Origin of the sequence: Tsukamurella pulmonis (assembly GCF_900103175.1) — a bacterium.
Taxonomy (GTDB): domain Bacteria; phylum Actinomycetota; class Actinomycetes; order Mycobacteriales; family Mycobacteriaceae; genus Tsukamurella; species Tsukamurella pulmonis.
The window spans coordinates 2,253,949-2,273,173 of the sequence record NZ_FNLF01000002.1 but is presented as its reverse complement, the minus strand read 5'-3'; the positions used below and the strand labels follow the sequence as shown (position 1 = coordinate 2,273,173).

The window sequence follows — 19,225 nt, the reverse complement described above, 5'->3', positions numbered from 1 at the left end:
TTGCGAACCGATGCCCACCTCGCCCGTCGCCGCCGACCACGCCTTCGAGGTGTGGGCGCCGCGGCCGCACCGGGTCCGCCTCTGGCTCGACGGCGCGACGCACTCGATGGTCCGCGGTGCCGACGACTGGTGGCGGATCACCCTCCCGGCGGAGCCCGGTGCGCGGTACGGCTACCTGCTCGATGACGACGAGACGGTGCTCCCCGATCCGCGCTCACCCCACCAACCCGACGGGGTGCACGGTCCTTCGGCGCTGATCGCCGAGTCCGACGCCCCGCGGTGGTCGGGGCGCGCGCTGCGCGGCGCCGTCGTCTACGAGCTGCACATCGGCACGTTCACCCCGGAGGGCACGTTCGACGCCGCGATCGAGCGGCTCCCGTACCTGCGCGACCTCGGCGTCGGTTTCGTCCAGGTGATGCCGGTCAACGCGTTCAACGGCGCGCACGGCTGGGGCTACGACGGTGTCGGGTGGTTCGCCGTGCACGAACCGTACGGCGGACCGTCGGGGCTGGAGCGCTTCATCGCCGCGGCGCATCGCCTGGGCCTCGGCGTCCTGCTCGACGTCGTGCACAACCACCTGGGTCCGTCGGGCAACTACCTCGGCCGGTTCGGCCCGTACGAGAGCGACGGCGCGAACCCCTGGGGCAACACGATCAACCTCTCCGGCGAGGGCAGCGCCGAGGTGCGGCGGTTCCTCCTCGACGACATCGCCTGGTGGCTGCGCCGCTACGGCGTGGACGGACTCCGGCTCGACGCGGTGCACGCCCTCGTCGACCACGCGGACCGGCACATCCTCCAGGACGCCGCCGCGCTGACCGCGGAGCTCTCCGTGGAACTCGGCCGCCCGCTGGCCCTCATCGCGGAGTCCGACCTCAACGACCCGCGCCTGGTGACCCCGGCGGCGCACGGCGGATACGGGCTCGCCGCGCAGTGGAACGACGACGTGCACCATGCGATCCACACGATCGTCTCCGGCGAGCGCCAGGGCTACTACGCCGATTTCGGCAGCCCCGAATGCCTCGCGACCGTCCTCACCGAGGGCTTCTTCCACGCCGGCACGTACAGCTCGTTCCGCGGCCGTGTCCACGGCCAGCGGATCGATCCCGACCGGGTGGCACCGTCGCAGCTGCTCGCCTACACCTGCACGCACGACCAGGTGGGCAACCGGGCGCGGGGCGACCGTCCGTCGGCGTACCTGACCGCCGGGCAACTCGCCGTGAGGGCCGCGCTGGTGCTGTTCTCCGCGTTCACGCCCATGCTGTTCATGGGCGAGGAGTGGGGCGCGCGGACCCCGTTCCGGTTCTTCACCAGCCACCCCGAGCCCGAGCTCGCCCGCGCCACCGCGGAGGGCCGCACGGCGGAGTTCGCGGAGCACGGCTGGCCTCCGGGCGAGGTGCCCGACCCGCAGGATCCCGATACCTTCGCCGTGTCGCACCTGGATTGGTCCGAGCCGGCGCGCCCCGGCCACGCGCGACTGTCGGCGACGTACCGCGACCTCATCGCACTGCGCCACGACCCCGGCCTCGCCGACGACGATCTGCGCACCGTCGGCTGTGACCATCCGGGCGAGGCCACCTGGTTCGCGGTGCACCGCGGCGCACTGACACTGCTCGTGAACTTCTCCCCCGCGCCGGTCACCGCACCGTTCTCCGGCGACGAGGTCCTCGCGTGGGAGCCGCCGTCGCCCCAGGGCGCCACCACGACTGTGCCGGGCCACTCCTTCGTCGTCCTGCGCCGCGGAACCTGACCACAATCCCCGGGCACTCTGTCGCTAAGCGGTTGCTTTGTGAGAACCTTGCGCGTATGCGAATCGGATTGGGCATCAACTACACGGACGGGTTCAAGGCCACGGCCGACGAGGTCCTCGACCTGGAGCGGGCGGGACTGGACATCGTCTTCGTCCCCGAGGCGTACTCGTTCGACGCGGTGAGCGCGCTGGGCTACCTCGCCGCCAAGACGGAGCGCGTGCAGCTGGCGTCCGGCATCCTGCAGATCTACACCCGCACGCCCACGCTGACGGCGATGACCGCCGCGGGCCTGGACAACGTCTCCGACGGCCGGTTCATCCTCGGCCTCGGCGCCTCGGGCCCGCAGGTGATCGAGGGCTTCCACGGCGTGAAGTACGACGCACCGATCGGCCGCACCCGCGAGATCATCGAGATCTGCCGCCAGGTGTGGCGCCGCGAGCGCCTCGAGCACCGCGGCAAGTTCTACCAGATGCCGCTCACCGCGGAGGACGGCGGAACGGGCCTGGGCAAGCCCCTCAAGCTGATCAACCACCCTGTGCGCGAGCGCATTCCGGTCCTGCTCGCCGCGCTCGGCCAGAAGAACGTGGCGCTGGCCGCCGAGGTCGCCGAGGGGTGGCAGCCGATCTTCTTCCTGCCGGAGAAGGCGAAGGACGTGTGGGGCGACGCCGTCGCCGAGGGCAAGGCCAAGCGCGATCCCGCGCTTGGCGAACTCGACGTCTACGCCGGCCCCGCGCTCGCGATCGGCGAGAACGTCGATCACCTGCTCGGGTTCGTCAAGCCGCACCTCGCGCTCTACATCGGCGGCATGGGCGCCAAGGGCAAGAACTTCTATCACACCCTGGCCACCAACTACGGGTACGGCGCCGAGGCCGACCGGATCCAGGAGCTGTACCTGGGCGGCGACAAGGCCGCCGCGGTGGAGGCCGTGCCGGACGAGCTGGCCCGCAGCGTGTCGCTGATCGGCCCGAAGGGCTACGTCAAGGAGCGGGTCGCCGCGTTCGCCGAGGCCGGCGCCACCGTCCTGAACGTCGTGCCGATCGCCGAGGACGCGGCCGGCCGCGTGAAGCAGGTGGAGGCGCTGCGCGAGCTGATCTGACGGCTGTCGGAGGACACACGGGGGGCGGTCCGGGAATGTTTTCCGGGCCGCCCCCGGTTGTCCCTTCTGTGACCGAAGCACCCTTCCCCCGCCCTCGCCTGTCCCTACTCGACCTCGCCCCCGTCGTCGACGGTGCGTCCTTCGGTGACGCCCTCCGCGACACCGTCGCGACGGCGCAGGCGGCCGAACGTCTCGGCTACGAGCGGGTCTGGGTGGCCGAGCACCACTCGATGCCCGGTATCGCCAGCTCGTCGCCCGCCGTGCTCATCGGGCAGATCGCCGCGGCGACCGAGACGATCCGGGTGGGCTCCGGCGGCGTGATGCTGCCGAACCACCAGCCGCTCGTCGTCGCCGAGCAGTTCGGCACGCTCGACGCCCTGTACCCCGACCGCATCGACCTCGGTATCGGTCGCGCCCCCGGCACCGATCAGCTCACCGCGCACGCGCTGCGCGGCGGCAGGGTCAGCGAGTCGGTCGACGACTTCCCCCAGGCGCTGGCGCATCTGCGGGCCTTCCTGCGCGACGACTTCCCCGCCGATCACCCCTACGCAGCGATCACCGCGACGCCCGGCGTCGGCGCGCATCCCCAGATGTGGCTGCTGGGCTCATCGACCTTCAGCGCCAAGCTCGCCGGCCTGCTGGGGCTCCCGTTCGCCTTCGCGCGGCACTTCGCGCCGCAGGCGACGCTGCCCGCGCTCGCCGAGTACCGCGAGACCTTCCGCCCCGGCGATCTCGACGCACCGAACGCGATGCTGACGATCACCGTGATCGCCGCGGACACCGACGAGGAGGCGCAGCGCCTGGCCGGCCCGGCGAAGGCGTCGATGTACCGGGTGCGCACCGGCAATCCCGGCCGGATGCTGACCTACGATCAGGCCGCGGCGCAGCCGCTCACGCCCGAGCAGGAGCATGCGATCGCACCGACGACGTCGGCGTGGATCGTCGGCTCGCAGGAGACGGTGCGCGACGAGCTGCGCGAGCTGCTGGTCCGCACGCAGCCGCAGGAGCTGATGGTCTCCGGCATGCTCCCCGGCCTCGCCGAGCGCACGCGCAGTCTGGAGCTGATCAAGGACGCCGTCGACGAGTTGTTCTGAGGTCTAGGCCGTCACGTCGCCGTTGAAGAGCACGCGGGTCGGGCGCACGCGCACGACGATCTCCTCCGGCACGGCGTTGCGGCGGCCGAACTCCTCGCCGCGCTCGGCGCCCATGTAGCGGACGCCGCACGCGGTGCAGATCGTCAGCAGGTAGTCGGGGTCGTCGACGAACTCCGCGATCCCCTGGACCTGTGCGAAGGCGTAGGGCGGCTCCTGCAGGTCCACCGAGACCGCGACCCGCGGGTCCTTCGCCAGCAGCCGCCCCTTCGACGTGTCCCGGCCGGTGGCGAAGACGAGGGCCCCGTCGTCGATCACGAACCAGACGGGCGCCGTCAGCGGGCGTCCGTCGCGGGCGAGGTAGCTCAGGTGCCCGGTCCGCGTTCCCGCGGAGAGGAAGTCGACGACGGCGGGCGTCAGGTTCTCGCTGATCTGCATGGGACGAGGCTACGTCTCCACCCGGATCTCCACCCGTCGGTCGATCCGCCGGGGGCGTGATCGCGGCACAGTGATCGCCATGAACACAGCCACCATCGCCGTCATCTCCGTCCTCGCCATCGGCTGGATCTTCTACCGCCAGCTGCAGGCCCGGCCGCTCAAGGACAAGACAGCCCGCATCGCGCTGGTCCTGGCCGCCGTCGGCCTCTACCAGACGGTCCAGTACGTGGCGAACGGCGGCGACGTCGGTGCCGGCCACGTGGTGGCCGCGGTCATCGGCCTGATCATCGCCGTCGCCCTCGCCTACCCGCGGGCGCTGACCACCAAGGTCTTCCCCGGCCCCGACGGCCGGTACCTGCGCCAGGGCACCGCCGCCACCATCGGCCTGTGGATCGTGGCGATCGCGCTGCACGTGGGCGTCGACGTGCTGGTCCCCCTCGCGATGGGCGACCACACCGGCCGCGGCTTCGCCGGCGTCACGACGATGCTGTTCATCGGCATCACCCTCTACGCGCAGCAGTGGTTCCTCCAGCAGCGCGTGGCCGCGCACCGCGCGCAGCAGACCGCCGTTCCGGTCGCCTGACCTCGGTCAGGCGCGCCCCCGCCCGGTGATCGCCTCGGCAACGACCACCCCGTCGAGCAGCTCCGGCGCGATCGGGGCCCCGGCGCGGATCACGCTCAGGGAGCCGCGCGACTCCAGGACGACGGCCGCCACCTCCGAGCGATCCCGTACTCCGGCCTGTCGGAGGTGGGTGAGCAGATCCGAACGCGACACGTGCGTCTTCGCGAGCCGGTCCTCGAGGATCTCGGGCCCTGCCATGAGCAGAACCGGCCGATTCGTCACCAACCGCTCGCCGAACCGGGTGCGCCGTGCGAGCCCCAGCATCGCCTGGATGACGATCAGGGTGACCAGAGCGACGACGCCGCTCCCGAGTCTCGGCATGTCCCCCAACGCCGCGCGACCGATCACCGATCCGAACGCGATCACGGCCACGAGATCGAACGAGGACATGCTGGCGAGCACCCGCTGCCCGAGGATGCGCACGACGATCAGCAGCGTCGCGTACATGCCGACCGTGGCGAGGACGACGTCCGCCGCCTCGCCGACGGTGATTCCCAGATCGTTGAGGATCACGGGCCTCCTCGCGTCGTCCGTGCGTGCGTCAGGTCAGGTAGCGGTAGGCGGGCGAGCCGGGCTCGAGCCGCTCGCAGTGCAGGCGCGAGGAGTCCATCCGCTCCAGCAGGGCGCCGAGATCACCGGCGGTGCCGAGCTCGATGCCCACGAGCGCCTCGCCGGTGTCGCGGTTGTTGCGCTTGACGTACTCGAACAGGGTCACGTCGTCGTCGGGGCCGAGGACCTCGTCGAGAAAGCGGCGCAGGGCGCCGGGCTCCTGCGGGAAGGCGACGAGGAAGTAGTGCTTAAGACCCTGGTGCACCAGGGAGCGCTCGATCACCTCGTTGTAGCGCGAGACGTCGTTGTTCCCGCCGGAGAGCAGGCACACGACCGTCGAACCGGGCTCAAGCCGCAGCTGCCCCAGCGCGGCGACCGACAGCGCCCCCGCGGGCTCCGCGATGACGCCCTCGTTCTGGTAGAGATCCAGCATCGCGGTGCAGATCGCGCCCTCGTCCACCTCGACGATGCCGAGCTCGGCGGCGGCCACGTCGCGCACCTCGTGCGCGGGCCACACCCGCGCGCCCTCGGAGACGGCCACGTCGTAGCCGATGCCGCCGATCTTCTTGACGGCGGCACCGTCGACGAAGGGGTCGATGGTGGGCAGGTCGATCGGGCCACCGTTCTCGAGGGCGCGGGCGAGCGACGGCGCGCCCGCGGGCTCGGCGCCGACGATCGTCGCGGACGGCGACTGCGAACGCAGGTACCGGGTGACGCCGGCGAAGCAGCCGGCGCCGCCGACGGGCATGACGGTGACGTCGGGGACGCCGCCGAGCTGCTCGACCAGTTCGACGCCGATGGTGCCCTGCCCGGCGGTGGTGCGGGGGTCGTCGAAGGCGTGCACCCAGGTGGCGCCCGTGGACGCGACGTCGGCCTGCGCGGCGGCGGCCGCGGCGTCGTAGGTCTCGCCGGTGGCGATCAGCTCCACGTACCGGCCGCCGTGCGCGCGGATGCGGTCGCGCTTCTGCTTGGGCGTGGTGGTGGGCACGTAGATGCGCCCGTGCACCTCCATGGCGCGGCACGCGAAGGCGACGCCCTGGGCGTGGTTGCCGGCCGAGGCGGCCACCACGCCGGCCGCCTTCTCGGCGTCGGTGAGCTGGGCCATCAGGTTGTAGGCGCCGCGGATCTTGTACGAGCGCACGACCTGCAGGTCCTCGCGCTTGAGGTAGACCTTGGCGCCGGTCAGCGCGGAGAGCCGCTCGCAGTGCTGCAGCGGGCTCACCGACACCACCCCGGCGAGCCGCGCACGGGCATCGATGATCGAGTGCACCGTCAGGTCGGCGGCGGCACTGGACATCGATGACGTAGACATGGGAGCCATTTTCCCACTACCACCGACGCGCTGCGCACTCCGCCCGCCGGTCGGGTGTCGTGCCGCGCCGTTCCGACACCGGGCGGTCCGTAGCACCGCGCACGATCGCGTGCCATCATTGCCGGGTGCTGGACGGCATCCGGACGAGGCTCACGCTCGTCATCGCGGCGGTGGGCGTCGTGGTCGCAGGTGCGACCCTCGACTTCCACCGGCATTCGCCGTGGACCGCCGCCCTGTTCGCTCTCGTCGCCGCCGGCGTCGCGGTCCGCTGGGTCCCCGAGGACCGGCTCCCCGAGCCGCTGCGCATCGCCGTCGACGCGATCACCGCAGTCGCCGCGGGCGCGCTGTTCGCGATCGAGCCGAACGCGGGGCTCGGCGTCGTGCTCTATGTCTCGACGGTCCATTTCGGCGCCGTCCACCCCTCCCGCATCGCGGTTCCGCTCGCCGTTCTCGCGGGCGGCAGCGTGACCGCGACGGCGGCGCTGACGGGCCGCACCGACTTCAACGCCATCTGGATCGGCGTGTCCGTCATCGCGACGGTCTGGGCCGGGATCGCCGGACGCAGCCGCAGCGAGCGCACCCGGGCGCTCGAACAACTCGTGGAGCAGTCCCGCCTCACCGCCGAGTCCGAGGCCCGCAGTAGTGCGCTCGCCGAGCGCGCCCGCATCGCCCGCGACCTGCACGACGTGCTCGCCCACACCCTCTCCGGCGCAGGGATGCAGCTCGAGCTCGCCGACGCCCTGCTCGAGGCCGACCGCCCCGGCGACGCCCGCGCCGCCGTGCAGCGCGCCCGCGGCGCCATCGCGAACGGGGTCACCGAGGCCCGCGGCGCCGTCCACGCCCTGCGTGAGGACACCGTCGACCTGCCGACCGCGCTGGCCGCCCTCGCGAACGGCCCCGAGGAATCCGTGCAGACCCGGCCGGTCGACGTCACGGACGCGCAGAGCCGCGCCGTCCTGGGGGTGGCCCAGGAGGCCATCACGAACGCCCGACGGTACGCCGGGGGCGCGCCCGTCACGGTGCGCCTCGTCCCGATCACCGACGGCACCGAGCTGACCGTGACCAACGGTCGCGGTGCGGCGAGCGGGGCCCGGGGCTCCGGCATGGGGCTCATCGGCATGCGCGAGCGCGCCGCCGAGGCGGGCGGCACCGTGCACGCCGGGCCCACGGCGGACGGCGGCTGGCGCGTCCGGCTGTCCCTGCCCCGTTCGTCCGACCCGATCAAGGAGCTGTGAATGAGTGACGCCGAGCAGGACGCGCCCCGTGCGGACGAGGTCCGCGTGGTCGTGGCCGACGATCAGGCCGCGGTCCGCGAGGCACTCGCGGCGATGCTCGATCTCACGCCCGGGATCGCCGTGGTCGGCGCCGCCGCCGACGGGGTCGAGGCCGTCGCGCTGGTCCGCGAACACCGCCCCGACGTGCTGCTGACCGACCTGCGGATGCCCAACCTCGACGGTGCCGGGGCCACGGCCCGGGTCCTCGCCGATGCGCCGGACACAGCGGTCGTCCTGCTGACGACCTTCGACGACGAGGAATCGATCCTGCAGGGGCTCCAGGCCGGCGCCCGCGGGTATCTGACCAAGAACGCGGGCCGCGCCGAGATCGCCGCCGCGATCGTGGCCGCCGCCGCCGGGCAGTCCGTGCTCGATCCGGTCGTGCAGCAGCGGTTACTCACCTCGGCGACGGGGCGCGGCGCGGCGCGTCCGGCACCGTCGGAGCCCGCGGCGGTGCCGCCCGCGGACCTCACGCCCCGTGAGAGCGAGGTGCTGCGGCTGATCGCCGACGGCCTCACCAATCGCGACATCGCCGCGCGACTGTTCGTCAGCGAGTCGACGGTCAAGACGCACATCAACAATCTGTTCGCGAAGGCGCAGCTCCGGGACCGGGCACACGCCGTCCGCTACGCGTTCGATTCCGGGATCGTCGCCTCCGGTCAGGACGATTGAAAACCTTCTGCTCTGCGCGCCAACGACTTACGGTCGACCATCATGGCGACAACGATTCTCTCCCCGGCGAGCGCCGGGGTGGCCCCCGCCGCGGGCGAGCATCCGGACGCGGTGCGCCTCGTGCCGCGACGACGGCCCGGCCGATGGGCGGCGGCGGCCGTGGTGGCGGTGCTCGGCGCGATGCTCGTGCACACCCTGCTGACCAATGAGCGCTTCGAATGGCCCACGGTCGCGCGCTACTTCACGCAGGAGTCGGTGCTCCGGGGGCTGTGGCTCACGCTGTGGCTGACCGCGGTGACCTTCGCCGCCGGTTTCGTCCTCGGCATCGGCCTGGCGGCGATGCGGCTGTGGGGCGGGCCGGTGCTCCAGGCGGTCTCGTTCGGCTTCGTGTGGATCGTGCGCTCCGTCCCGCCGCTGGTGCTGCTGCTGTTCTGGTTCCAGCTCGCCTCGCTGTACCCGCAACTGTCGCTGGGTATCCCGTTCGGCCCTGAGTTCGTCACCGTCAACACCACCCACCTGATCTCCGCGCTGGTCGCGGCGTTCATCGCGCTCACCATCGACGTGGCCGCGTTCGCCGCGGAGATCGTGCGCGGCGGGCTGGTCTCCGTCGATCCCGGACAGACGGAGGCCGCGCGGTCCCTGGGCCTGAGTCCGCGCCGCATCTTCCGCCGCATCGTTCTCCCGCAGGCGATGCCCGCGATCATCCCGGCGTCCGGCAACCTGCTGATCGGGCTGCTGAAGTCGACGTCCCTGGTCAGCGTCATCGCGGTGACCGACCTGCTGTACTCGGTGCAGCTGGTCTACAACCAGAACTTCAAGGTCATGCCGCTGCTGCTGGTCGCGACCATCTGGTACATCGTGATCACCTCGGTCCTGGCCGTGGGCCAGTACTTCGTCGAGCGCCGCTTCAACCGGGGTCGACGGGACGCCCGCCCCTTCCGCGAGATCCTCGCCGACGCGGCGCGCCTGCGGCCGCGGCTCCCCCGCACCCTCCGCACGGCGGGCGCGCACCGATGAGCGCCATCGAGATCCGCGGACTGCGCAAGTCCTTCGGCGGCAACGAGGTGCTGCGCGGCGTCGATCTCGACGTCGCCCCCGGCGAGGTGGCGATCATCCTCGGCCCGTCGGGCTCCGGGAAGTCGACGCTCCTGCGGTGCATCAACCACCTCGAACGCCCGGACGCCGGATACGTGCGGGTCGACGGTGACCTGATCGGCTACCGCGCCGCCGGGCACAGGGGCGACGCCGCCGTGCTGCGCGAACTGCACCCGCGCGACGTGGCCCGGCAGCGCCGACGGATCGGCATGGTCTTCCAGCAGTTCAACCTGTTCCCGCATCTCACGGTGCTGGAGAACATCACCGAGGGACAGCTCGCCACCGGCGTCCCACCCGCTGAGGCCGCCGAGCGCGGGCGCGAGCTGCTCGCCCGGGTGGGGCTCGCCGGACGCGAGAAGGCCTACCCCTCGCAGCTCTCCGGCGGCCAGCAGCAGCGCGTCGCGATCGCCCGCACGCTGGCGATGCGCCCCGACGTCGTGCTCTTCGACGAGCCCACCTCGGCGCTCGACCCCGAGCTCGTCGGCGAGGTGCTGGCGGTGATCCGTGATCTCGCCGAGTCCGGCATGACGCTGCTCGTGGTGACCCACGAGATCGGCTTCGCACGGGACGTCGCCGACACCGTCGTGTTCATGGACGACGGCCGCATCGTCGAGACCGGCCGTCCCGAGGCGATCTTCGCCGACGCCGAGCACCCCCGCACCCGCGAATTCCTCGCGGCCGTGCGCTGATCCCCTGCTAGTCCCCCGCCAGACCCGAGTCCAAGGAGACCCCATGCGCAGCCGCGCCCTGCTCGCCCTGCCCCTGATCGCCGCCGCGACCGTTCTCGCGGCGTGCGGCGGCTCGTCCGATCCCGCCGCGGAGAGCTCGAGCTACCCGATCCCGACGCAGGACGTGGTCTCGTCCGTGGCCGCGGATCCCACCGCCCAGGCACTGCTTCCGGCCGGCACGAAGGAACTGACGCTCGGGCTCACCCGGCAGCCCGGCATCAACAATCTTCCGCACGGCGGCGAGGTCCCGGACGGCAACCCGGTGGGCCTCGACGTGGACCTGCGCAACGCCGTCGCGAGGGCACTCGGCGTGACGTGGAAGCAGGAGATCGGCACGTTCTCCACCATCATCCCCGGCGTGCAGAACGGCCGGTACCAGGTGGGGCAGGGCAACTTCGGTGTCACCAAGCCCCGGCTGGAGATCGTCGACTTCGCGACGTACCTCAACGACGGCCAGTCCTTCGTCGGCTCCTCGAACTCCGGCCTGACGAACGTGAAGACGCTCGAGGACCTGTGCGGTAAGCGGATCGTCACCGGCTCGGGCACCACCTTCCAACAGATCCTGGAGAAGGGGACGCAGCAGTGCACGGCGAAGGGCAAGCGCGCGTACACGGTGCAGTACCTCGACGATCAGGGCGCCGTCATCCTGAGCCTGCAGAACAACAAGGTGGACGCCTACTTCGGGCCGACGCTCTCGCTGCGCTACCTGGTGGACAAGGTGCCGGGCACGAAGTTCCTCGGCGAGTACTCCACGACCGTCGTCGGTTTCGTCACCGCGAAGGGCTCCCCCATCGCGCCCGCGATCACGCAGGCGATCAACACGCTCATCGCGCGCGGCGAGTACCAGAAGCTGTTCGAGAAGTGGAACGTCCCGACCTCGGCGCTGCCGAAGTCCGAGATCAACCCGGCCGCGGGGTTCTGACGTGACGATCGCATCGCTGGCCTTCCTCACCCCCGGCAACTACGCCGACGACGATCCCGCCTCCGGACTCGAGGACACGCTGCGGCTCATCGAGTTCGGCGAACGCCTCGGCTATCGCGGTGCCTGGGTGCGCCAACGCCACCTGGAGCACGGGATCTCCTCCGCCGCCGTCTTCCTCGGAGCGGCCTCCCAGCGCACCGCGACCATCGAGCTGGGCACGGCCGTCATCCCGATCGGCTACGAGAACCCGTTCCGGCTCGCGGAGGATCTTTCGCTCGCGGACGCCCTCTCCCGCGGGCGGATCCAGGCCGGGTTCTCCACCGGCAAGCCGCACGCCGACCTGCTCGAGGATCTCGTCTTCGAGCACCGCCCGACCGAGACCGGGCACGCGCGGGTGGCGCGCACGGTCGAGCACCTGCGCGGCGCGTACCTCGGCGACGAGGAGACCCGGATCGAGTCGCCGGGCAACGTGCAGCGCCCCCGGCTGCAGCCGCACAGCCCGGAGCTGGCGGACCGCTCCTGGTACGGCGGAACATCGCTCGGTTCGGCGCGGTGGACCGGCGAGGCCGGCCTGCACCTGCTGACCGGCAACATCGTCTCCGCGGCCGGCATCGACTCCGACGACTTCGGCACGGTCCAGGCCACCCTGATCGACGCCTTCCGCGCCGCGGGCGGAACCGGCAAGCGGGTCGCGGTCGGCCGGGTGATCGTGCCGACGGACAGCGCCGACCGGGCCACCGCCGCGCGGTACCGGGAGTACGCCCGGTCCCGCTACGACCGCACGCTCGCGGCGCACGGCGAGAAGCGCACCCTGTTCGCCGAGGATCTCGTGGGGCCGATCGCGGAGATCGCCGAGCGGCTGGCCGCCGACCCCGCGTTCACCCCGGATTCCGGGCCCGTCACCGAGTTCCGGCTCGAACTGCCCTACGAGTTCGACGTCCGCGACTACGAGCAGATCCTCACCGACGCGCGCGGGCTACTGCCGGCGCTGTCCTCGGCGGCCTAGGTCCGGGTCTCGCGCAGCGTCCGGACGAGGTTCTTCTGGATCTTGCCGGTCGCGGTCTTCGGGAGGGCCTCGACGAAGACGATCTCCTTGGGCGCCTTGAATCCCGCGAGGTTCTGGCGGGCGTACTCGAGCAGCGCCTCCCCGTCGGGCTCCCCCGCCGGGGTGGTCACGACGAACGCGGTCACGGCCTCGCCCCAGCGCTCGTGCGGGGTGCCGACGACCGCGACCTCCGCGACGATGTCGTGCCCGAGCAGTACCCGCTCGACCTCCACCGAGGAGACGTTCTCACCACCGGACTTGATGATGTCCTTGGCGCGGTCGGTGAAGTAGACGACGCCCTCGTCGTCGAGGTAGCCGATGTCGCCGCCGTGGAACCAGCCGTGCGCGAAGGCCTCTGCGTTCGCGGCCGCGTTGTTCCAGTAGCCCTCCATGAGCTGCGGTGCCCGGTAGACGATCTCGCCGATCTCGCCGTGCGGGAGCAGGGCGCCGTCGTCTCCCATGATCGCGATGTCGGTGGAGACGGTGGCCGGCCCCCAGGAATCGTCCTTGACGCCCTGATGCCCCGCCCACTGCAGCTCGGAGGCGGGGGTGGTCTCGGTCTGGCCGGAGCCGAGAATGATCGCGGCCGAGGCGAACCGGGAGCGCAGTGCGGACAGCAGCTCGGCGGGCATGGGCGCCATCGCGTACATGCCCGCCACCAGCGACGAGGTGTTCTCGTCGTTCAGTTCCGGGCGGGCCAACAACGCCGCCCACATCATCGGCAGCAGGGTGATGTGGGTGACCCGGTGGTCGACGAAGGCGCGCGCCAGCTTCTCGGGGTCGAATCCCCGCAGCAGCACCGCGGTCCCGCCGGTGATGAGCGTCGGCATGAGCAGTGCGTCGAGTGCGGTGACGTGGAAGAGCGGCAGCGCGATCGGCTGGATCACGGGTTGCACGTCGGGCCGCAGGCCCAGACCCAATGCGGACGACAGGGCTGAGATGTGCACCGCGACATGGCTGGTGACCACGCCCTTCGGCCGGGCGGTGGTGCCGGAGGTGTAGAGGCAGTGCAGGATGTCGCGGTCCTCGACGATGGTCTCCACCACGGCGTCGTCGGCATCGGCGAGGTCGGTGAAGGCGATCGACGGGACGCCGCCCACCTCCGGCGGGATCGCGCCGTCGGCGTTGGCGACCACGAAGACCTCCCCCACCTCGTGGTCGGCGGCGCCGAGCGCCGCGGTCAGGGCGGGCGTGAAGACGTCCTCGGTGATGATGCCGCGCACCCCGCTGTCCCCGAGCTGGTACGCCACGTCGCCGGGGGCGAGCAGCAGGTTCAGCGGCATCGCCACCACGCCGAGCTTGGCGCACGCGAACACCGAGACCACGAATTCCCAGCGGTTCTGCATCTGCAGCGCCAGGGCGTCCCCGCGCTGGTAGCCGCGCGCCTGCAAGCCACGGGCAACGGCGTTGGCGCGGCTCTCGAGTTGCCGGTAGGTGACCGAGTGGTCACCGTCGACCAGCGCGACCCGATCACCGAAGGAACGGGCGCCGCGCGTGGGCAGATCGCCCAGGCACACGCGGTGGGTGAGGTTGACCACGAGGGGGTCGACACCGGACAGATCGGGGCGCATCGCTCGGCTCATGGCCGCACCGTAGCCCGTTCGCCGCGGGTGCGCGGACGGAACCGGTGAAGACGGCCTAACCGACCCGGCGGGCGCCCTCGGCGTCCCCCGGAATCGGCAGTCCGAGGTGCTCCCGGAGCGTCGTGCCCTCGTATTCGGTGCGGAAGGCGCCGCGCTCCTGGAGCAGCGGGACGACACCGTCGATGAACTCGTCGAGACCGGTCGGTGTCAGGTGCGGCACCAGGATGAAGCCGTCCGCGGCGTCGGCCTGGATGAAGGTGTCGATCTCGTCGGCCACCTGCTGCGCCGTGCCCACGAACTGCGGCCGGGTGTTGAGCTCGATCACCAGCTCGCGGATCGACAGACCACCGGCCTCGGCGCGGGATCGATAGGCGGCGACGATCTCCCGCGGATCGGCATGCAGCACCCGGCCCTTGACCGCCGGGGCGTCGTAGACCGGATCCACGTCGGGCAGCGGACCGTCGGGGTCGAAGGACTGCAGCTCGCGTCCCCAGACCTGTTCGAGGAAGTTGAGCGCGGTCTGCGGGCTCACCTGGCGCCGACGGATGTCGCGCGCCTTCTCCCGCGCCTCGTCGGGCGTATCGCCGATGACGGCCGCGGCGCCGGGGAACACCTTGAGGTGCTCCGGATTCCGGCCGCGATCGGCGGCACGGCGTTTGACGTCGGCGTAGAAGGTGCGACCGCTGTCGAGGGAGCCGTGGCGGGTGAAGATCGCATCGGCCTGCGCGGCGGCGAAGTCCCGCCCCTCACCGGAGTCACCCGCCTGCAACAGGACCGGATGCCCCTGCGGAGACGGCGGCAGGGGTGCGTCGCCGCGGACGTCGAACTGCGCGCCGTGGTGCACCACTTCGCCGCGCCCCCATCCGTCCCAGAACTTCCGTGCGACGGTGATGAACTCGTCGGCCCGGCGGTACCGGTCGGCGTGCGCGAGGAAGCCACCGCGCCGGAAGTTCTCCCCGGTGAAGGCGTCCGAGCTGGTGACCATGTTCCACGCCGCACGCCCGGCACTGAGGTGATCGAGCGTCGCGAACTGCCGCGCCACGTCGAAGGGCTCGTTGAAGGTCGTGTTGATGGTGCCGGCCAGGCCGATCCGCTCGGTGACCGCGGCCAGCGCCGAGAGCACCGTGAACGTGTCCGGGCGGCCGACGACGTCGAGGTCGTGGATGCGCCCGAGGTGCTCGCGCAGCCGCAGCCCCTCGGCGAGGAAGAAGAAGTCGAACTTCGCGCGCTCGGCGACCCGTGCGAGGTGTACGAACGACTCGAAGTCCACTTGGCTGCGCGCCGCGGGGTCCGACCACACGGTGTTGTGGTTCACGCCCGGGAAGTGCGCGGCCAGGTGGATCGGCTTGCGCTGCGCGCCCTCCCGCACCGGGACATCGGAGAAGCGATCCGTCACAACAGTCCCCATTCCTTGGCCAGGAGTTCGTGGCTGCGCAGGCGCGCGGCGTGATCGTGCGTCACCGATGTGATCACGAGCTCATCGGCGCCGGTGCGCTCGACGAGTGCCCGGAGTCCGTCGGCGACGCGGCCGGGCTCGCCGACGAACTGGGTGTCGGTGCGGTCGGCGACCCGGGCCCGTTGCGCGTCGGTGAGCGTCGCGCTGTCATGCGGGTAGGCGATCGCGCCGGTGCCGTAGCGGATCGAATGCACCCACGCTGGAAATCCCGCCGCCAGCTCGCGGGCCTGGGTGTCGCTCTCGCCCACCACGACGTCGGCGCTCACCACCAGGTGGGGTGCGGCGAGTCGCTCGGAGGGCCGGAAGGCCTCGCGGTACGCCTGCGCCGCCTCGACCGTGGTCGCGGGGCTGACGTGGTAGTTCGCGACGAAGGGCAGTCCGCGGGCACCGGCGAGCCGGGCGCTCTCACCCGCGCTGCTGCCGAAGATCCATACGGGCGCCTCGGTCGCCGCCTCGGCGACCGGGGATCGCAGGGCGTGCCCGTCGGCGGAGAACGTGCCGCCGATCAGCGCGAGCACGTCGTCGACCTGCTGGGTGTAGCTCGGCGGCTCGGCGTTCGGGTGGTAGAGCTGCTCGTAGCCCGCGACGATCGCCGGATTGGGTGCGGGCGCTCCGGCCGGCGGCGTGCGCAGGCGTTGGCCGGTACGGCCGAGGCCGATGTCCACGCGGCCGGGGTGCAGTGCCGCGAGCACGCCGAAGGCGTCGGCGACGGCCGGGGCCGTGGTGAAGCCGATGAGCACCGCCGCGGAGCCCACACGGATGCGACTGGTGGCGGCCAGGATCTCACCGATGAGCACGGCGGGGGCGGCGCTGGCGACGTGCGCGAAGTGGTGCTCGGCCACCCAGTACCGGCCGTATCCCCAGTCCTCGGCGCGGCGCGCGAGATCCAGGGTGTTGCGCAGCGCGTCCGACGGGCTGCTCCCCTCCGGGATCGGTGCGAGGTCGAGGACGTTCAGCCCGGTCATCAGGCCCCCTTCACAGTGACGAAGCGATTGACCGCAGGAGCCAGGCCGAGGATCTCGCGCAGCGTTCCGGAGCGGGGAGCGCCGGGCAGCAGCGGCGCGAAGGCCGCACGCAGCCGCGGCAGGTCGATGGCGTTGACGCCGGGGCGCAGCCGCGCACCGTCGAAGCCGAGCGAGCGCCACCGCTCGACGGTGGCGGCGAGGGACTCCCCCGTCCCCGCGAAGACGACGGTGTCGTCGGCGGCGGGCTCGCGGCGGTCGAGCTTGTCGATGCGGCGCAGAGCCGTCCGCTCGGAGTCGGCGAGGTGGACGGTGACGTCCACGAGCAGGAGCGGGGTCCCGGCCGCGCGCAGTCGTCGCGCGGTGTCGGCGAGTTGCTCGTCGGAGGCGGCCGGAACGAGGGCGACATCCGCGTCCGCGGCGACGGTCTCGGAGGCGCCGTCGCCGACGCGGACGATCACCGGGGGCCGGCCCTGCGGGGGTCGCGGCGTGATCGACGGCCCCTTGACCGAGAAGTTCTCGCCCTGGAAGTCGATGTAGTGCAATCGGTCCCGGTCGATGTAGCGGCCGGTCGAGACGTCCTTGATCACGGCCTCGTCCTCCCAACTGTCCCAGAGATCGCGGAGCACCTCGATGTACTCCCGGGCCTCGGCGGCGCGGGACGCCTCGTCCTGGGGAGCCTTGCGACCGAACAACGGGGCGTCCGCTGGGGCGCCGGTGGTGGACGGCAGCACCCCGGCACGGCCACCGCTCACGTAGTCGAGCGTCGCGATCGCTTTGGAGGCGTGGAAGGGTTCGGTGTGCGTGGCGGTCACCGTGGGGACCAGACCGATCCGGCCGACCGCGGGCCCGACGCGCGCGGCGAGCAGGGTGGCGTCGAAGCGGCCGGAGAGGCGATCCCGCGCGGTGAGCGAGAACGAGTCCTCGAAACTGACGAAGTCGGCGGCGGCCGCCTCCGCGGAGCGGGCCAGCCCAACCCAGTGCTCCGCGGAGGTGGCCTCCAGTGGATCCGCGCCGACCTCCGCGAACGCTGCGGGATGCCAGCCGAACGGCTCAAGGGCGATCCCGAGGACAGGGCGTGAGGTAGGCGCGGTCACGGATTCGACGGTAGGCGTCCGGGATTCGCCTGTGACCCCTTGCGCTCACCGTGGGTGCAAGGGAATCGGCCTTATCAGCCGCGGGGGCGATCTCGCCAGAGCGGACTGTCGACGAAGTGGTTGTCGTACTCGTCCTGAGCGGCCAGGAGGTCCGCCGGCGTCGCCGCACCGGACGCGAAGGATTGCAGAAGGCGGAAGTAGCCGAACCTCTCGACACCGGGCGTGAGCACGATCAGAGCTGACGCGGACGTCGACGCAGGGGCGGCGAAGGCGTGCACGGTGTTCGGTGCGATCACCGCGAGCTCGCCCTCCTCGACCAGAGCGAGCTCGTCGCCCACGAGCATCTCCAGCGCACCGTCGAGCACGGCGAAGATCTCGGTCGACATCGTGTGGAAGTGCGGCGATGCGCCATCGGTACCTGCGGGCAGGTGCACACGTTGCACACTGGCGGCACCGCCGGTCGCCGAAGCGTCGGCGAGGAGCGCGATCTGCGGGCCCGAGCCGCCGCCGAGCGTCTCCGGTTTCCTGACGAACATGCGACCTCCAAGTAGTTACATTGCTAATTAGTTAGATCATTAACCATCTAATGACTTCGGTCAACACGTAGTAATCTCCCTCCGTGCACGACGTCGACGCCGCCATGTTCCAGTGGCGCAACGAGTATCCCGATCTCGACATCCTCCCGATGAGCATCATCGGCAGGTTGGCCCAGTTCGAGGCGGTGGCCCGCGCCGCGATCGAGGGTCCCCTCGAGAGCGCGGGGCTGCGCCGAGGGGAATTCGACGTGCTGGCGACACTGCGCCGGTCCGGGGAGCCGTTCGCGCTCACTCCCGCGACCCTGGCCGATCAGCTCCTGATCACCCGCGCGGGCCTCACCTCACGCCTCGACCGGCTCGAGTCGGCGGAACTGATCACCCGCACCCCGGACCCGACCGACGGGCGGGGCAAACGCGTCACGCTCACCGAGGCCGGGCGCGCACTCATCGAACGGCTCCTGCCCGGGCACGTCGAACGGGTGCGCGGCATGCTCGCCCCCTTGTCCGACGAGGATCTGCGCTCGTTCGACTCCCTGCTGCGGAGCCTGACGGCGCTCCCGTCATCCGGCGACGAGGACCGCTAGGGCCGACGCGCACATGGCCGGGCCGTGCGGCACCGTCCGGTCGCGGATCGCGAGCGCCCAGGCCACGGTGAGTACCTGCGCCCCGAGGACCGCGAGGAGGACGGCGGGCACGCCGAGCACGGCGCCGAGGACCGCACCGAGCGCGGGAGCGAGCTTCACATCTCCGGCGCCCATCCCACGCGCGAGGAACGCCGCACCGTTCACCGCCGTCCACAGGGCGGCGCCGAATGCGGGAGCCGCGTCATCGTCGAGCAGTGCCCAGGCGGCGCCGGCGACGGCGAGGAGCGCGGCGGGGAGCGTGAGCACGTTCGGAAGGCGACGCTCGCGCACGTCGAACCAGCACAGCGCGGCGCACCACGCGACGAACGACGCGAGGATCAAACCCCCGAAGAGCCCCCACTCCACGGGCCCAGTC

The 19,225-nt window shown here is 71.6% G+C and carries 20 protein-coding genes; 11 read left to right on the top strand and 9 right to left on the bottom strand.

From position 1 onward, the window contains the following. Nucleotides 1-10: 10 nt before the first annotated feature. The 3 genes from treZ to BLQ62_RS11130 all read left to right on the top strand — a co-directional run bounded on the left by treZ (nt 11) and on the right by BLQ62_RS11130 (nt 3,938). Entirely contained in the window at nt 11-1,747 is a 1,737-nt protein-coding gene (gene treZ, locus BLQ62_RS11140; RefSeq protein ID WP_068565445.1) for a malto-oligosyltrehalose trehalohydrolase, read from the top strand. Nucleotides 1,748-1,803: 56 nt separating this feature from the next. Further along, complete coding sequence (locus tag BLQ62_RS11135) at nt 1,804-2,844, top strand: LLM class F420-dependent oxidoreductase (protein ID WP_068534862.1); 1,041 nt, start codon at nt 1,804-1,806, stop codon at nt 2,842-2,844. 68 nt (nt 2,845-2,912) lie between these two features. Next, a complete protein-coding gene (locus BLQ62_RS11130) occupies nt 2,913-3,938 on the top strand; it encodes an LLM class flavin-dependent oxidoreductase (protein WP_231857590.1) in 1,026 nt (341 codons plus the stop codon). Between the two features lie 3 nt (nt 3,939-3,941). Here BLQ62_RS11130 and BLQ62_RS11125 read toward each other — a convergent pair whose 3' ends face one another. After that, nucleotides 3,942-4,373, bottom strand: coding sequence for a PPOX class F420-dependent oxidoreductase (locus BLQ62_RS11125; protein WP_068534868.1), 432 nt, complete (start codon nt 4,371-4,373; stop codon nt 3,942-3,944). Nucleotides 4,374-4,452: 79 nt separating this feature from the next. On the opposite strand from BLQ62_RS11125, the gene BLQ62_RS11120 reads away from it, so the two are divergent. Next, nucleotides 4,453-4,956 carry a hypothetical protein gene (locus tag BLQ62_RS11120; protein WP_133298859.1) on the top strand — a complete coding sequence of 168 codons (504 nt, stop codon included), beginning with the start codon at nt 4,453-4,455 and terminating at the stop codon, nt 4,954-4,956. 6 nt (nt 4,957-4,962) lie between these two features. Here BLQ62_RS11120 and BLQ62_RS11115 read toward each other — a convergent pair whose 3' ends face one another. Beyond that, nucleotides 4,963-5,508: a DUF421 domain-containing protein gene (locus BLQ62_RS11115; protein WP_115391360.1), complete on the bottom strand. Its 546-nt coding sequence runs from the start codon at nt 5,506-5,508 to the stop codon at nt 4,963-4,965. Nucleotides 5,509-5,536: 28 nt separating this feature from the next. Continuing rightward, entirely contained in the window at nt 5,537-6,856 is a 1,320-nt protein-coding gene (ilvA, locus tag BLQ62_RS11110) for a threonine ammonia-lyase IlvA (protein ID WP_114653672.1), read from the bottom strand. A gap of 125 nt (nt 6,857-6,981) precedes the next feature. Between ilvA and BLQ62_RS11105 the strand changes: the two genes are divergently transcribed. Genes BLQ62_RS11105 through BLQ62_RS11080 form a run of 6 tightly spaced genes read left to right on the top strand, consistent with a single transcriptional unit; the run spans nt 6,982 to nt 12,553 of the window. Next, on the top strand, nt 6,982-8,091 hold the full coding sequence (locus tag BLQ62_RS11105) for a sensor histidine kinase (RefSeq protein WP_068565447.1): 1,110 nt from the start codon (nt 6,982-6,984) through the stop codon (nt 8,089-8,091). After that, nucleotides 8,092-8,802 (top strand): response regulator transcription factor, encoded by a 711-nt coding sequence (locus BLQ62_RS11100; protein ID WP_068534881.1) that lies wholly within the window; start codon nt 8,092-8,094, stop codon nt 8,800-8,802. 42 nt (nt 8,803-8,844) lie between these two features. Beyond that, a complete protein-coding gene (locus tag BLQ62_RS11095; protein ID WP_082756430.1) occupies nt 8,845-9,819 on the top strand; it encodes an amino acid ABC transporter permease in 975 nt (324 codons plus the stop codon). Next, nucleotides 9,816-10,586 carry an amino acid ABC transporter ATP-binding protein gene (locus BLQ62_RS11090; protein ID WP_068534884.1) on the top strand — a complete coding sequence of 257 codons (771 nt, stop codon included), beginning with the start codon at nt 9,816-9,818 and terminating at the stop codon, nt 10,584-10,586. Before BLQ62_RS11095 ends, BLQ62_RS11090 begins: the two co-directional genes overlap by 4 nt. Before the next feature lie 43 nt (nt 10,587-10,629). After that, entirely contained in the window at nt 10,630-11,547 is a 918-nt protein-coding gene (locus tag BLQ62_RS11085; RefSeq protein ID WP_068565449.1) for an ABC transporter substrate-binding protein, read from the top strand. Between the two features lies 1 nt (nt 11,548). Beyond that, nucleotides 11,549-12,553, top strand: coding sequence for an LLM class flavin-dependent oxidoreductase (locus tag BLQ62_RS11080; protein WP_068565452.1), 1,005 nt, complete (start codon nt 11,549-11,551; stop codon nt 12,551-12,553). Here the strand turns inward: BLQ62_RS11080 and BLQ62_RS11075 are convergent. From BLQ62_RS11075 to BLQ62_RS11055, 5 genes are all read right to left on the bottom strand, one after another. Further along, nucleotides 12,550-14,175: a class I adenylate-forming enzyme family protein gene (locus BLQ62_RS11075; protein ID WP_068565454.1), complete on the bottom strand. Its 1,626-nt coding sequence runs from the start codon at nt 14,173-14,175 to the stop codon at nt 12,550-12,552. The two genes, BLQ62_RS11080 and BLQ62_RS11075, sit on opposite strands and share 4 nt — an antisense overlap. 55 nt (nt 14,176-14,230) lie before the next feature. Continuing rightward, a complete protein-coding gene (locus tag BLQ62_RS11070) occupies nt 14,231-15,583 on the bottom strand; it encodes an LLM class flavin-dependent oxidoreductase (protein ID WP_068534896.1) in 1,353 nt (450 codons plus the stop codon). Further along, nucleotides 15,568-16,596: an MsnO8 family LLM class oxidoreductase gene (locus BLQ62_RS11065; RefSeq protein WP_068565455.1), complete on the bottom strand. Its 1,029-nt coding sequence runs from the start codon at nt 16,594-16,596 to the stop codon at nt 15,568-15,570. The genes BLQ62_RS11070 and BLQ62_RS11065 overlap by 16 nt, the downstream gene beginning before the upstream one ends. Further along, complete coding sequence (locus tag BLQ62_RS11060) at nt 16,596-17,690, bottom strand: LLM class flavin-dependent oxidoreductase (RefSeq protein ID WP_068565456.1); 1,095 nt, start codon at nt 17,688-17,690, stop codon at nt 16,596-16,598. The genes BLQ62_RS11065 and BLQ62_RS11060 overlap by 1 nt, the downstream gene beginning before the upstream one ends. Nucleotides 17,691-17,764: 74 nt before the next feature. After that, nucleotides 17,765-18,226: a cupin domain-containing protein gene (locus BLQ62_RS11055; protein WP_068565457.1), complete on the bottom strand. Its 462-nt coding sequence runs from the start codon at nt 18,224-18,226 to the stop codon at nt 17,765-17,767. A gap of 83 nt (nt 18,227-18,309) precedes the next feature. Between BLQ62_RS11055 and BLQ62_RS11050 the strand changes: the two genes are divergently transcribed. Further along, entirely contained in the window at nt 18,310-18,810 is a 501-nt protein-coding gene (locus BLQ62_RS11050; RefSeq protein ID WP_231857592.1) for a MarR family winged helix-turn-helix transcriptional regulator, read from the top strand. Here BLQ62_RS11050 and BLQ62_RS11045 read toward each other — a convergent pair. Next, entirely contained in the window at nt 18,787-19,215 is a 429-nt protein-coding gene (locus BLQ62_RS11045; RefSeq protein WP_231857593.1) for a prepilin peptidase, read from the bottom strand. The genes BLQ62_RS11050 and BLQ62_RS11045 overlap by 24 nt on opposite strands. Nucleotides 19,216-19,225: the final 10 nt, after the last annotated feature.

Coding starts and splice junctions, on each gene's coding strand:
- treZ (WP_068565445.1), top strand. CDS start 11: ATGCCCACCTCGCCCGTCGCCGCCGACCACGCCTTCGAGGTGTGGGCG.
- BLQ62_RS11135 (WP_068534862.1), top strand. CDS start 1,804: ATGCGAATCGGATTGGGCATCAACTACACGGACGGGTTCAAGGCCACG.
- BLQ62_RS11125 (WP_068534868.1), bottom strand. CDS start 4,373: ATGCAGATCAGCGAGAACCTGACGCCCGCCGTCGTCGACTTCCTCTCC.
- BLQ62_RS11120 (WP_133298859.1), top strand. CDS start 4,453: ATGAACACAGCCACCATCGCCGTCATCTCCGTCCTCGCCATCGGCTGG.
- ilvA (WP_114653672.1), bottom strand. CDS start 6,856: ATGTCTACGTCATCGATGTCCAGTGCCGCCGCCGACCTGACGGTGCAC.
- BLQ62_RS11100 (WP_068534881.1), top strand. CDS start 8,092: ATGAGTGACGCCGAGCAGGACGCGCCCCGTGCGGACGAGGTCCGCGTG.
- BLQ62_RS11095 (WP_082756430.1), top strand. CDS start 8,845: ATGGCGACAACGATTCTCTCCCCGGCGAGCGCCGGGGTGGCCCCCGCC.
- BLQ62_RS11090 (WP_068534884.1), top strand. CDS start 9,816: ATGAGCGCCATCGAGATCCGCGGACTGCGCAAGTCCTTCGGCGGCAAC.
- BLQ62_RS11085 (WP_068565449.1), top strand. CDS start 10,630: ATGCGCAGCCGCGCCCTGCTCGCCCTGCCCCTGATCGCCGCCGCGACC.
- BLQ62_RS11075 (WP_068565454.1), bottom strand. CDS start 14,175: ATGAGCCGAGCGATGCGCCCCGATCTGTCCGGTGTCGACCCCCTCGTG.
- BLQ62_RS11070 (WP_068534896.1), bottom strand. CDS start 15,583: ATGGGGACTGTTGTGACGGATCGCTTCTCCGATGTCCCGGTGCGGGAG.
- BLQ62_RS11065 (WP_068565455.1), bottom strand. CDS start 16,596: ATGACCGGGCTGAACGTCCTCGACCTCGCACCGATCCCGGAGGGGAGC.
- BLQ62_RS11055 (WP_068565457.1), bottom strand. CDS start 18,226: ATGTTCGTCAGGAAACCGGAGACGCTCGGCGGCGGCTCGGGCCCGCAG.